Below are 14,326 nucleotides of genomic sequence, written 5' to 3'. Positions count from 1 at the left end.
TGACAAGCCAACCCCCCGCCCGTAGAATTCGCTTCTCACTGAGCAGCGGAGAGGTGCCGGAGAGGCCGAACGGCCCTGACTCGAAATCAGTGGAGGACGCGAGTCCTACGTGGGTTCGAATCCCACCCTCTCCGCCAGTGACCCAATAAGCCCTTGATTCTTCATAACCCAATGAAGCTCAGGGGCTTTATTTTTTTCCCTGCAACAGTAGCACCCAGTGCAAGCCCGGATAGAGATCAATTTATCAGACGGGATCGCGTCACGATGTGATGTTTTTTAGAGCGGAGTAATCGTCAATCCGCTCCTTTATGATGATAAATCGTACGATTTCCTCCCGATGTTTTAGCCCGGTACATCGCGGCATCGGCCAAAGCGACCAAGACATCCGGTAGCACAGCATCAGAGGGATAGATGGCCACGCCCATGCTGGTTGCTGGGAAAATGGTCGTGTCGGGCAGAATGATAGGTTGACATATCAAATGTCTAACTCTTTCCAGAAGCATATTGCAATCAAACTTCTTTTCTACACCCCAGAGTAATAGTACAAATTCATCGCCGCCTAGTCGCGCTGCGGTATCCCCGGCTCTGATTGTTAATGTCAATCTACGGGCAATTTCTTTTAATACGATATCACCACTTTGATGGCCGTGAATATCATTGATATTCTTAAAGTGATCCATATCTAAAAAACAAACAGCAATCTGTGCTTTATTTCGATCTGCCTGAGAAATTGCTTGAAGAAGTCTATCGGTGAAAAGCAATCTGTTTGGCAATCCGGTCAGAGAATCAATGTTAGCGCTTTTGGTGATTGCAGCCAAATCCAGTTTTTGCTGGGTCACATCGCCCATAATTCCAACATAATGAGTTATTTTTTGGTTGGAATCATAAACTGCAGATATATTAAGCCGGATAGCATACAGACCTCCACTACCATTTCTATTCCATACTTCCCCTTGCCATTGTCCTTGTTTGCAAATCGCTAGCCACATGGTATCGAAAAACAGTTTGCTATGGATTTCCGAGGCAAATATCTTAGGCGTTCTTCCTAGAATTTCACTGCTACTGAACCCTGTGATGTTGCATAGGGTTTGATTGATTTCCAATATTCTCTGTTCATTATCAGTGATGCACACCCCTTCGCTGACACTAGTAAAAAGAGAGTCAGCCAATCGTAGCCTGGTTTGTACTGACCATTTTTTACAAGAGTTATCGTGCTCGACAATTTCTTTATTGGCAGCTCCCATAGAGTTCATTTTCACCTCCAAGGTGTTCGCATTTCAGCGCCGCCGGACTGGATAAAATATCATCACGTTGCGCCATCGCATTTACTCACCCCATGGTCACTTTTATATGGTTTCTTCTACAAACGCACAGGCCTGAATGGCCTAATATTTTGAACAAGCTCACCACTTTGCATTTCTCATGCCCTGTCCTGCGGCCTGCCCCTTGCCGCCAACAGTTGGCAGAAGCGATCGTCTCCTACACGCGGCACTGTGCTCGTTGCGATTTCGCTTCGTCGGATAGAAGTCTATCCCTAAGTCATAGCCCAAGCTTATTACTCCTGTCGTGCCGCCTTGCCCTCTTCTCAGGAGCACATCGTGCTCCTAAGTGCACAAGACAGTTTGCGCGAGTTCCCCCTGGCCTCCGGCCGATCCGCACGATTTCACGCCTTGCCGGGGCATTGGCCGAACTGGGCGTCGGCGATGTCAGTCGCCCGATTGCGCTGCCAGCGCTGAAGGATCGCTTCAATGCGCCCTAGGGCATGGCACGGTGCAGTTCGCCGCCATCACCTCCTGCACCAATATCTCCAACCCTGGCGTGATGCTGGCGGCGGCATTCTGCCCTATGAGTTGCGGCAGCTTCCGACGCCCCCGTGAACGTGGGGCGCGGGCCTGGTCGGGGTATTGCACGGCAGGTGGCTGGGCGCGCCGGAGCCGGCGCAATCAGGCTTGATGCGGTAGCGGTGCAGTCAGCAGACGCTGATACTCTTTTCTCACCACCTCATAACACTCGCAGGTGCGCCGCTCCAGTCCACGTCGATCCACAATGGTGATATGGCCCCGCACATAGTGGATCAATCCAGCTCGCTGTAGTTTGAGCGCGGCCTCGGTGACGCCTTCGCGGCGCACGCCCAGCATATTGGCGATCAACTCTTGCGTCATGATCAACTCATTGCCGGGCAGACGATCCAGGCTCAGCAATAACCAGCGGCACAACTGCTGATCGAGCGAATGGTGGCGATTGCATACCGCAGTCTGGCCCATCTGGGTAATCAACGCCTGGGTGTAGCGCAGCAGTTGGTGCATCATCGACTCGGCGCGATTGAATTCGTCTTTCAAGGCCTGCGCCTTCAGCCGGTAGCCATGGCCGGCGCTTTGAACCACCGCGCGGCTCGGCGTCGTTTCTCCGCCCATGAACAAGGCGATGCCGACCGCCCCCTCATGGCCAACGATGGCGATTTCCGCAGAGGCGCCATCCTCCATCACGTAGAGCAGAGAGACAATGGCAGAGGTCAAGAAATAAATATGGCTCAGTGGGCATCCCGGCTCATACAGCACTTTACCCAGTGGCATGTCCACCCATTCCAATTGAGGGGCCAATCTTAGCCATTCACGTTCAGGCAGCCCAGCGAGCAAACCATTCAGCCTGGGGTCGTCATTCATGGTCATTTCCTCTCTAGTCTTCAAGCCATCTCAAGGAAAGCCGCATTGCAGAAAACGAGTATTGGGGGCATGCAAAGAGCGAGTGCAGGGGAAGGCCCTCATTCGAGGCATTTCCAATGCGCCCTGAACGTTGTCGCAGTGGCGTTCCGGTAATGACACGGCACCACAATCTTCATCCCTATGTATGACAGCGCACAGATGACGCCCAGTAAAAGCGCCGATGCTTCAGCATAGTCAATACCCGCATTCAAACCTTTAGCATGGAGCGCCGCCATGAACGCCATCACCTCGTTTATTGTCGCTGTTTTCGTTTTATCCGGTGCGCTGGCTTATGCTGCCGGCTATCTGCCGCTGGCCATTTTACTGTGGATGTGCGCCGTGATCGTGGCACTATCGTTACGAATGGCCAACACTTGGCAGAAATTCGTGGTGCTACGCGCCGGCAAACTGCGCGGAGTGAGCGGACCGGGCCTGTTTCTGATCATCCCGGTGGTGGATCGCGTAGTAACCATCATCGACGAAAGAATCCAGACCACCGCCTTCAATGCCGAGCAGGCACTGACTCGCGACACCGTGCCGGTGAATGTGGACGCCATCATCTTCTGGCATGTGCATGATGCGCAAAAGGCGGCGCTGGCCATCACCGATTACCGACAGGCGATTGATCGGATCGCTCAGACTTCGCTACGCGAAATGATCGGCTCCTCGATGTTGTCCGTACTATTAAGCGACCGCCAAAGCACCGATCAGGCACTGTGCCGCAAGATTGGCGATAAAACCGCGGAATGGGGCATCACCGTGCGCTCGGTGGAAATCCGCGATGTCGCCATTCCAGTAGCGCTGCAGGACGCCATGTCTCGCCAAGCGCAGGCCGAGCGGGAAAAGCAGGCCCGGATCATCCTAGGCTCCGCCGAGGCCGAGATCGCCGGCAAGTTTGTTGAAGCGGCGAATATCTACGCAGAACACCCCACCGCGCTGCAATTGCGGGCGATGAATATCATCTATGAAACCACCAAAGAGCGCGGTACCACAATTTTGATTCCCAGCTCCATGGTGGATAGTTTGAATCCGATGGCTAACATGCTTAAAAAGCCTTCGCCCAGCCGGAGTGTCGTTCCGGCCACCGTAGTCAATCACGCCAGCGCTGTGGACGCCGACTAGCCCACAGCAAGCAGCGCCCGTTAAGAGGCAAGCGGCCGTTGGCGGCTTGTCGAAGGAGGAGCCATGCTACTGAGTCTACTCGACCTGAGCTGGCGGGGCGTTGCCCTGACGACGTTAGGTTTCACCCACCTCACCATCGTCGCAGTCACGGTCTTTCTACACCGGCATCAGGCGCACAGGGCCTTGCGGCTGCACCCGTTGGCCAGCCATTTCTTCCGCTTCTGGTTGTGGCTGACCACCGGCATGGTCACCCGGGAATGGGTTGCCATCCACCGCGCGCACCATGCCGGCACCGACACCATCGGAGACCCGCACAGCCCGCAATATTTTGGGCTCTGGACGGTATTGCTGGAAGGTAGCGAGCTGTACCGCCGCGCGGCCAGCAACCAAGCCATGCTGGATCAGTACGGGAGCAACACCCCCGATGACTGGCTTGAGCGCCGGCTGTATGCCCGCCACACCCACCTGGGCGTCAGCCTGATGCTGCTGATAGATCTGCTGTTGTTCGGCCCCATCGGACTGAGCGTTTGGGCGGTGCAAATGCTGTGGATTCCCGTTTTCGCCGCCGGCGTCATCAACGGGGTCGGCCACTACTGGGGCTATCGCTTGTTCGCAACCAACGACTCCTCGCGAAATATCTTTCCCTGGGGGCTGCTGATTGGCGGCGAAGAGCTGCATAACAATCACCACGCTTATGTGACGTCTCCTAAGCTGTCTGTCCGTTGGTGGGAGTTTGATATCGGCTGGATGTATATCCGCCTACTCGCAAACTTGCATTTGGCAGTGGTGCGCCAGCCTCTGGCGCCCCTACACCTGAATCCGCTAAAACGCCATTGCGACGAGGAGACGCTGCATGCGGTAATCGCCCATCGATATTTGGTATTGGCGCGTTTCGACCATGTCCTGCATCGCACGGCGGAGGTGGAGTTACGCCGCCTGCGCCGCCAGCAGCTGGCGCTGCATGCGACCGCTGGACTGGAGCCCATCCACCAATGGCTGCGACATGCCGCGCGTGAGCCACAGCCGGATTGCGAGCTTCTGGAACGGGTTTTGCCACTCAGCATGACGTTGAGCACTATCTATGCCATGAGGTGCGAGCTCGCCTCGCTGTGGCAGCGTTCCACCAGCTCGACCGCGCAGTTGTCCAGCCAACTGGAAGGTTGGTGCCTGCGCGCAGAAAGCAGCGGCATTGAAGGATTGCCGGAGTTTTCGCGGCAATTGCGGCAGTACGATTGCTAGGCAGCGTGTTACGGCGCGCCAAGGAGGCAATATGAACGAAAGTCTTCGTGTTCCAGAGTTGGATGCGCTTTCCACACTCTGGTCGGCACGCGCAGCTGAGGCCTGGCTGCAACCATGGACAAATTTTGCCCAACAGGGATCAGACCGGTCCGACATCGAGAGGCTTTCCCAGGAGCCGATTCAGGACTTGGAATGGTCCGACGCCTTCGATCAGATGCTGCATGCCCAGATGTCGCGCGCCACTTTTGGAATTTCGCCAGCAAGCCTGGCGCTGGCCTTTTACGACTGGGCAACGCATTTCGCCATCACGCCCGGAAAATGGGCGCATTTGGCACAGAGTGGGACCCATAAGTGGGCTAGGCTCACGCATTACTTGCCGCGCGCCTGCGTCGGCTCGGCTTGCCCCCCTTGCATCGCACCGCTTGAGCAGGACAACCGTTTCCGCGACGAGGCCTGGCAACGCTGGCCGTTCAACCTGTATTCGCAGACCTTTCTGTTGCAGCAGCAATGGTGGCTCAATGCCACGACCGGCATCAGCGGCGTGTCCCCGCACCACGAACAGGTCGTGTCCTTTATGGCGCGCCAGTTGCTAGACATGATCTCCCCTGTGAATTTTCTGGCCACCAATCCTCTGGTGCAGGAAACCACTTTGCGAGAGGGGGGGCAAAATCTGTTGCGCGGCTGGCGCAACCTGTTGGCGGACTGGGAGTGCCGCTCGGCCGGACTGCCGCCTAGCGGCATGGAGCAATTCATCCCCGGCGAAACGGTTGCCATTACGCCTGGCACGATCGTCTTCCACAACCATCTGATGGAGTTGATCCAGTACTCGCCAAGTACCCCGCAGGTCAAGGCGCAGCCGGTGCTGTTCATCCCCGCCTGGATCATGAAGTACTACATTCTGGATCTGTCACCGCACAACTCGCTGGTGCGATATCTCGTGGAGCACGGCTACACCGTGTTCATGATCTCCTGGCGCAACCCGATGGCGGACGACCGCAATTTGGGAATGGACGACTACTTGCGGCTGGGCATATTGGATGCGCTGAATGTCATCGCTCGAATACTGCCGGATTGCCGGGTCAATACGCTCGGCTACTGCCTGGGTGGCACCTTGCTGGCCATCACGGCGGCCTACCTGGCACGGGAAAACAACCCAATCATTCAATCCATCACCTTGCTCGCGGCACAAGTCGACTTCACCGAAGCTGGCGAATTGACACTGTTTATCGATGAAAGCCAAATAGCCTTTCTGGAAGACATCATGCGGGATCGTGGCTATCTGGACGCCAAACAGATGGCCGGCGCATTTCAGTTGCTGCGCTCCAACGATCTGCTCTGGTCCCAGTTGGTGCAGGAGTATCTGCTTGGACGACGCGCGCCGATGACAGCGCTGATGGCCTGGAATGCCGACAGCACTCGCATGCCGTATCGAATGCACAGCGAATACTTGAGACGATTATTCCTAAACAATGATTTATTCGAAGGACGCTATCAGGTAGATGGCCGCCCTGTGGTGCTGCACGACATCCGTGCGCCGGTATTCGTGGTGGCCACGGAGAAAGACCATGTCGCGCCCTGGCGTTCCGTCTATAAGATCAAATTAGCGCTGGGTACCGACAGCCAGTTCCTACTGGCTAGCGGCGGACATAATGCAGGTATTGTCAGCGAGCCGGGGCTCCCCGGCAGACATTTTCGTTTGTCTGCCGGCAGCCACGAGGATCGCTATACCGACCCGGACACATGGCTGGAAACGACCTTGCCGCAACAGGGTTCGTGGTGGCAGGTATGGGAGGCATGGTTGGCAAATCAGTCCGGCGAAGTGACGATGCCGCCTGCCATGGGCTGCGCATCCTGTCCGCCATTGGAACCGGCTCCAGGTCGCTATGTGCTGGAGCGTTAATCCGCCCGTCCTACCAAGATACGGCTTGTTGATAGGTTGGATGTGGACAGGCGTGGACAATCATACCCATGGTGCGTCGGGCGACATAGGACGATATCCTGAACATTGTTTTTTTAAACTCACTTAGCATATGCACGCTAGTGCACAGACCATGCCTGAATATCTCATTAACCTAGTTATAGGTTGGGGCGTTCTGGTCGGCTTCGTCTCTACTGCTCACATAAGATGCCAAGCTGGCTGCGAGTGAAGGCGTTCCTCATGCCAAGATACCATATAGAAACAGCGCGTAATTCTGCGGGTCATTTTGTTGGCTGGTCCATTCAGAACGCTAAAAACTCATGGCCTCTCCATATTTATCCACTCTATGAAATGGCAGAGTACGAGGCCATGCGCTTAGCGCCTGAGACCGACTGGTCTGAGGAAAATCCACCCGAACACGTACCTACTGTCGATGCCTTCCTGCAACTCAGCCGCTGGATATAAGACACTCTTACGATCTGAGCCGAGACATGCATTGACGCCTTATCTGCGCCGGTTGCTCCCGCCGAGGGGCGATTCACCGATGTTCGGCGTAGATGTGCCTGTCGTACGTCAATTTTCACACGGAATTCGAGCACTAAGCCATTATCAATTATGATAATATTGCTCCCACATCAGTTTTCTTAGCACTCATGCATTAAACATAGCGTTTCCAAGCAACACACCGGCATGCCCCTATAGCATGCCGCTTATCTTTTAGCGCCCATTCAAAACAATTAGTTACTAATAAAGACAATTAGCCCTTTCCTATTCAGGTGACACCGTTGCAACCGCAGGACATTCTCATCATCAGCGGCACCCGCCCCGCCATCATCAAGCTCGCCCCGCTCTATCACGCGTTGCGCCAAACCGACTGGGCCCGTCCTTGCTGGCTGCACAGCGGCCAACATGGCGAGTTGGCGAGCCAAATGCTGTCCAGCTTCGCGATCCAGCCCGATATCCACCTCAGCCGTCAAGGCGACAGCCTATTCGAATTCGGTCAGGGCTTTAGAGCGCAAATGGAAGAGGTGATGCGCCGCCGGCGCTGGTCGCTCGTGATCGTGCAAGGCGATACCGAGGACGCCTTCATCGGTGCGCTGGCCGGCTTTTACCATCAGGTGCCGGTCGCCCACGTCGAGGCAGGCTTGCGCACGCACCGGCTGGACCGCCCCTTCCCCGAGGAAGGTATCCGCCAGATGATCAGCCGCGTTGCCCGCTTTCACTACGCGCCGACGCGCCAAGCCGCCGACGACCTGGCTGCCGAACTTGGCCGCGGCAGCGACATTGTCGTGACCGGCAATACCGTGGTGGACGCCCAACAATGGATCGCCGCCCGGCACGCCATCCGCCGGCGTGCGACAGGCCACGGCCATCTGCTGCTCACGCTGCATCGGCGGGAAAACTGGGGAGGCGACCTGGAGGCGATCTGCGGCGCCATCGCCGACATCGCCGCACGTTACCCGCAGTTGCCGATCCGGTTCCCCGTGCATCCCAACCCCACAGTCAAAGCGCCGGTGCACCGCCTGCTGGGCCACTTGCCCAATATATCGCTGAGTGCGCCGCTCGATTATCCGGCCATGCAGCAGGCCCTCGCCGACGCATGGCTGGTGATGACCGACTCCGGCGGGCTGCAGGAAGAGGCGCCCACCTTCGGCGCGCCGCTGTTGGTGCTGCGCGAGGAAACCGAGCGCCCCGAGGCGGTGATCGCGGGCTGCGCCCGCATTGCCGGCACACGCCGCGACAAGATCGTCGCCGAGTTCGAGCGGCTCTGGCACCACCCCGAACAGCACCAAGCCTTGCAAGCAGCCGTCAATCCCTTCGGCGATGGCCACGCCTGCACTCGTATCGTCGAGCACCTGGCGCAAGCCCTGTGTGCACATCCCCGCGAGCAGGCATGAGCGATATCCCCTGGCTGGACGTTTTTTCCAGCTACTTGTTCGCCCTGAAGTTCATCGCCATCGCCCTGGCGATCTTCATGCTGCTAAGCGGGTTGGACGACCTGACTATCGATCTCGTCTATTGGATCCGCCGCGTCTGGCGCGCCGTCACCATCTACCGCCGGCACGACCGCCTGGACTATCACGCACTCTATCAGCCGGCTGAAAAACCGCTGGCCATCATGGTGCCCGCCTGGCACGAAACCGGGGTCATCGGCCACATGGCCGAGCTGGCGGCGCGCACGCTCGATTACGAGAACTATCACATCTTCGTCGGCACCTATCCCAACGACCCGGATACCCAACGCGACGTGGACGAGGTCTGCGCGCGCTTCCCCAACGTCCACAAGGTGGTCTGCGCCCGACCGGGCCCGACCAGTAAGGCGGACTGCCTGAACAATGTGCTCGATGCCATGTTTCAATTCGAGCAGCGCGCCGGCATCGTCTTTTCCGGCTTCATCCTGCATGACGCCGAGGATGTGGTGGGCGACATGGAGCTCAGGCTGTTCAATTATCTGATCGACCGCAAGGACCTGATCCAGGTGCCGGTCTACCCGCTGGAACGCCACTGGACCAACTTCACCAGCCTGCACTATCTGGACGAATTCGCCGAACTGCATGGCAAGGACGTGCCGGTGCGCGAAGCGCTCGCCGGACAGGTGCCGAGCGCCGGCGTCGGCACCTGTTTCAGCCGCCGCGCCATCCTCGCCCTGCTGCAGGAGGGCGATGGGCGCGCCTTTGACATTCAGAGTTTGACCGAAGACTACGATATCGGCTTCCGGCTCAAGGCGCGCGGCATGAGCGAGGTCTTCGTCCGTTTTTCGGTCATGCGCGAGGACGGGGCGGCGCGCGCAACCTTCGGCCGCAACCGGCGCTCCGCCAGCGTGGTCTGCGTGCGCGAGTATTTCCCCGATACCTTGCAGGCCGCCATTCGTCAGAAATCCCGCTGGATCGTCGGCATCGTCTATCAAGGCACGAAGACGCACCGCTGGTCAGCCAACCCAGTTCTCAACTATTTCCTGTGGCGCGACCGCAAAGGGGCGATCAGTAATTTCATCAGCTTTCTCGCCTCGCTGATCCTGCTGCAACTATTGATGCTGCTGGCCTACCAAACCGTCTGGCCCGGCGCCTACCATTTTCTTTCCATCTTCGAGGGCGACGGCTGGCTGCGCGCCCTATTGCTGGTCAACTCGGGGCTGATGGCGAACCGCATGCTGCAGCGGGTGATTTTCGTCAGCGCTTACTATGGCCTGTGGCAAGGATTGATGGCGATCCCGCGCCTGTTCTGGGGCAATTTCATCAATTTTATGGCCAACTGGCGCGCGCTCAGACAGATCATCGAGCAAGGCGACCCGCGCCGTGTCGCCTGGGACAAAACCAGCCACGACTTTCCCTCGGTCGGCGGCGTCAACCGGGCACGCCGACCGCTGGGCAGCATCTTGCTGGAGATGAAATTGATCGGCGAGGCCGATCTCGATGAGGCGCTGCGTCATCAAGGCAATGGGTTGCGGCTGGGCAGTTGGCTCGTTCATCACAACAAGCTTGCCGCCGACGATCTGGCACGGGCACTGGCGGAGCAAAGCGGCGTGCCGCACGACACCGTCGACGCCTACCGGCTGCCGCCTTCGCTGGTCACCCAGCTTCCGGCGGCATTGGCATTGCAATATGCCGTACTGCCGCTGCGCGAGGAGAACGGCGTGTTGCTGCTCGCCAGCGAAAGCGACATCGACCCGGTGTCGCTCGCCGCGCTCGCGCGCAAGCTCAAACGCCCCGTCGCCTATTGCATCGTTCCCAAGGGCCAGGTCACGGTCGGCCTGCGTCGCCACTACACCCGCGCCCGCGAGGCCGATCCGCGCGAACGGCTCGATCAGGCCGTCGCCGACGGCAAGCTAAGTCAACCGCGCGCGCGCAAGCTGTGGCGCCATTACGAATCGCGCCAACTGCTGTTCGTCGAAGTGCTGATGGCGCTGGGCCATCTCGACGCGGCGGCGCTTAAATCCATCCTGCTACGCCACCAGCATGGCCAGCAAACGCTCGGCCGTTTTTTAGTGGACAACGGCATCGTCACGCCGCATACGCTGGAACAGGCACTGAGGCGGCAACGAGAGCTGCAGCCGGACATGGGCGAATTGATTGCCCAAGCCCAGCAGATGAATCCCATGGTGGCCGGATGAAAGCAAGATGGATGCTGGCCGCGCTGATGGTCGGCCTGAGCGCGATCTCCCAGGCGAACGACACCGCCAGGCTGCAAAAGGAAGTCAGCAATTACCGCTACTTCCTGATCTATCCCCACTTGAACAAGGCCTTCGAGCTCGAGCGCCAAGGCCAATGGCCGCCCGCGATCGCCGAGCTGGAGCGCGCGCGCGCCTTGGCACCGGACAGCCCCAGCGCGGCGCTCTACCTGGCGGAAGGCTATCGGCGGACCAGCCGCCCGCAAGACGCACGGCACCTACTGCTCGCACAGAGCAAGATCACCCCGGCCGATACTCGCTTGGCCGACGCGTTGCGATCATTGGCATCGCCCCCCAAGCCCGCCGTGCCCGCGCAGCCTCCCAGCCGAAAGGCGGACGACGCACCGCAACCGCCCTCGCCCGCCCCATCGCTCAGCGAGCGCTTCGATTTGGCGCTAAGCGAACGTCGCCAGGCGCAGGCCGTATCCTTAGCCGACATGCTGCTCGCCCAACAGGGCGATCGACCGTTGGACGCGCTTAGTTACCGGCTGCAGGGTGCGGGATACCATGACGCCGCCGCCAAACTACTGCTGGCGCGTTATCCGTTCGCGGGGCGCGCGGAAAGCGAGCGCCTGCTGTTGCTGCATCGCCTGGCCGCCGTGCTGTCAAGCCAGGTGAATGATCGGCAGCACGCGATGTTGGCCCGCCCGCTGGATACCCCCGCGCTGCGCGCGGCCCAGGCGCTGATCTTGAGGCTGCTGGACGATTGCCCGGCCATCCGAACGGTGCTCGGCGATGGTTCGCCGCGCTACCCGGCGCAAAGCTGGCTGATTCTTGGCGATTGCTACCGCCAGAGCGCCCCCGGGCTGGCCCAAAACGCCTACCGCCAGGCCAGCCTGCTCGGCGCCGGCGGCCTGGCCGACAAGGCGCTCGCCTACCAGGCCTACGCCAACCGCGACTATGCCACCGCATTGCAGAGCTGGCGGCGACAATCGCTGGACGACATGACACCATCAGAGCGCCTGGCCGCCGCGGCCAGCGCGACGCAGGCGCGCGACTGGGACCAAGCCGAGATCTGGCTGAATGCCTATCATGGCGAGGAGCGGGCAGAGATCCATTGGCTGCGCGGTCTGCTGGCCGCCGACGGCCGACACGATCCCCTACGCGCCATGGAGGAAATTTCCCGCGCTATCGCGCTGAACCCGCGCGCCGACTATTCCATGCGCTTGGCGGCATTGCAGCAGCAATCCGGTCAAGCGCGAGCAGCGCTGCAAACGCTACGCCAGGCCGTGGCCCTGGCGCCTGCGGACGGCGAATTGCAAAGCCAACTCGGCTATGCCGAATGGCGCGCCGGCAATGCCGCCGCCGCGGCCCAGGCGCTCACACAGGCGGCGGCCATCCGCCCGGGTGATCAGACGCTGATCCGGCAACTGGTCTTCGTCCAGACCCGGTTGGCAAACAACGACAAGGCCCTGGCCTATGCCGAGCAGGCGCTGGATGCCTGGCCCAGCCCGGCGGACGACGACGATATCGCACAGCGTTTCGCCTTGACCCGACTACACGAGGTGCTGAGCCGGCGCTGGACGTTCAGCCTGGACGCCTGGAGCGGCAGCAACCCCTCGTCCTCCGCCGGCGCGAATGCCAACCAGTCTTATCGCGGTTATTCGCAGATGATGCTGGATTATCTGCTGGGTCACCCCGCCTCGCGCGACGGGCGCACGCTATCCGCATACGCGCGCGTTTTTGCCGGCTCCGCCCAAGAGCCGCTACCGTTGCAGGATCCGGAATTGGGCGTGGGCCTGAATTGGAAGCTCTGGCGCGATCAGGTGATTTATCTCGCCGTGGAGCAGCAGACACCGCTCACGTCGGCATCTGGCCAACGTGCCGATCAGATGGTGCGCGCCAGCGCTTCGTTCTTCAACGCGGGCCGCTACGGCGACGACTGGCATCCGCTTGGCCATGGATGGCTGGCGCAGAATCTTTATCTGGATCTGGCGCGCTATCGTCTCGCCGAACGCACCGCGCTGAGCGCCGACTATCGCATGAGCTATCACGCCAAGATCGCCGAGGGCCAGACCTTGGAACCCTACGGTCACCTGCAATACAGCCACAGCCGCGAACCAGGCGCCGCCGATTACGACGACCAGCGCTTCGGCGCCGGGCTGCGCTGGAATCTGTGGCTAGGTCAGGACGACTATAATGCCTATCCGCACAAGGTCAGCGTCGGTCTCGAGCTGCAACACCCGTTGCATAGCAGCTATTCGCCTGGCAACGCGGTGGTCTTTTCGATAGGAGGACGCTGGTGAGAGGGCTGATCGTCGCCCTGCTGTTGGCCGTGACCCTGCCGGCCCAGGCCATGCGCGCCATCTTCTACCAGCCGCAGCTACGCGACCAGAGCGTGGCGGCGGCGCAATGGCCCGGGCTGTTTTCCGCGCTGCATCGGCAGGGATTCGATACCGTGGTGTGGCAATGGACCCGGTATGGCCAGGCATTCGCCACAGGCACCGAACGGGATTGGCTGCTGGCGCGGATGCGCGAGGCCCATGCGGCGGGGCTTGCCCTCATTGTCGGACTCGCCGCCGATCCGGACTTTTTCCAGCAGCAACAGCGCCGCGATGCCGACCTGCCCGACTACCTGCAAATTCTGCAGCGCAACGATGCCGCACAGGCGCGCGGCTTGCTTTCCGCTCTCGGGCCGGAAATCATTCAGGGCTGGTATCTGGCGGCCGAGGTCGACGATATGAATTGGCGGGAAACCGCCCGTCAGCAGGCGCTCGTCGACTATTTACGCGCAATCCGTGCCGACTTGAGCGCCCTATCCCCCCTTCCGGTCTACATTTCCACGTTCTTCAACGGTCACGCAGCCCCGGATGCCTATGGCCAGTTGATCGACGCCATGACAGCCAGCGGCGTGTACATATGGTTGCAGGATGGCGCCGGCACCAGCCAACTGTCGCCGGTGGAACGCGAGCGCTACCTGAGTCCGCTGGCGAATTGCCACTCCCCCCATGTTGCCGGCGTCATCCATGAGTTATTCATCAACCAGGGTACCGGCGGCGCGTTCGCCCCACGCCGCCCCAACGCCGACGAGGCCGCCGCCCGCTTGCGCCCGCCCGCCTGCCACGCGCTCGACCAACTGTGGTTTTCGCTACGCTATCTACCCGGTATAGGCGAACCGCTGCCGCAATGAGAGCGGCAGGCGCCATTTGCTAGTAAGATCTGGGCTCGCTCCACCAA

9 protein-coding genes and 1 tRNA gene are annotated in these 14,326 nt (G+C 59.7%); 8 read left to right on the top strand and 2 right to left on the bottom strand.

The genetic code is table 11. The annotated features are described in order from the left end of the window. Positions 1-47: 47 nt before the first annotated feature. Positions 48-137, top strand: a tRNA-Ser gene (locus DFP86_RS00945). A gap of 156 nt (positions 138-293) precedes the next feature. Here DFP86_RS00945 and DFP86_RS00940 read toward each other — a convergent pair. Next, positions 294-1,253 (bottom strand): sensor domain-containing diguanylate cyclase, encoded by a 960-nt coding sequence (locus tag DFP86_RS00940; RefSeq protein WP_133678122.1) that lies wholly within the window; start codon positions 1,251-1,253, stop codon positions 294-296. Between the two features lie 690 nt (positions 1,254-1,943). Beyond that, positions 1,944-2,573, bottom strand: a complete 630-nt coding sequence (locus DFP86_RS00930) for a Crp/Fnr family transcriptional regulator (protein ID WP_243729277.1) — start codon at positions 2,571-2,573, stop codon at positions 1,944-1,946. Between the two features lie 363 nt (positions 2,574-2,936). On the opposite strand from DFP86_RS00930, the gene DFP86_RS00925 reads away from it, so the two are divergent. The 7 genes from DFP86_RS00925 (at position 2,937) to DFP86_RS00895 (ending at position 14,279) form a co-directional block, all read left to right on the top strand. After that, the gene (locus DFP86_RS00925) at positions 2,937-3,824 is read left to right on the top strand and encodes a slipin family protein (protein WP_133678119.1); all 888 of its coding nucleotides are present in this window, start codon (positions 2,937-2,939) and stop codon (positions 3,822-3,824) included. Positions 3,825-3,887: 63 nt separating this feature from the next. Beyond that, complete coding sequence (locus DFP86_RS00920) at positions 3,888-5,063, top strand: DesA family fatty acid desaturase (protein ID WP_133678118.1); 1,176 nt, start codon at positions 3,888-3,890, stop codon at positions 5,061-5,063. A gap of 31 nt (positions 5,064-5,094) precedes the next feature. Then, on the top strand, positions 5,095-6,963 hold the full coding sequence (locus DFP86_RS00915) for a PHA/PHB synthase family protein (RefSeq protein WP_133678117.1): 1,869 nt from the start codon (positions 5,095-5,097) through the stop codon (positions 6,961-6,963). An 803-nt stretch (positions 6,964-7,766) separates the two neighbouring features. After that, positions 7,767-8,879, top strand: a complete 1,113-nt coding sequence (gene wecB / locus DFP86_RS00910) for a non-hydrolyzing UDP-N-acetylglucosamine 2-epimerase (protein WP_208108168.1) — start codon at positions 7,767-7,769, stop codon at positions 8,877-8,879. Further along, positions 8,876-11,092, top strand: coding sequence for a cyclic di-3',5'-guanylate-activated glycosyltransferase NfrB (gene nfrB / locus DFP86_RS00905; protein ID WP_243729276.1), 2,217 nt, complete (start codon positions 8,876-8,878; stop codon positions 11,090-11,092). The genes wecB and nfrB overlap by 4 nt, the downstream gene beginning before the upstream one ends. Then, positions 11,089-13,395, top strand: coding sequence for an NfrA family protein (locus tag DFP86_RS00900; RefSeq protein WP_133678115.1), 2,307 nt, complete (start codon positions 11,089-11,091; stop codon positions 13,393-13,395). The genes nfrB and DFP86_RS00900 overlap by 4 nt, the downstream gene beginning before the upstream one ends. Next, entirely contained in the window at positions 13,392-14,279 is an 888-nt protein-coding gene (locus DFP86_RS00895; protein WP_133678114.1) for a DUF4434 domain-containing protein, read from the top strand. Before DFP86_RS00900 ends, DFP86_RS00895 begins: the two co-directional genes overlap by 4 nt. Positions 14,280-14,326 lie beyond the last annotated feature (47 nt).

This window comes from Paludibacterium purpuratum (genome assembly GCF_004363805.1).
Classification (GTDB): domain Bacteria; phylum Pseudomonadota; class Gammaproteobacteria; order Burkholderiales; family Chromobacteriaceae; genus Paludibacterium; species Paludibacterium purpuratum.
The sequence above is the reverse complement of the archived record's forward strand: the minus strand, read 5'-3'. Positions and strand labels throughout refer to the sequence as shown.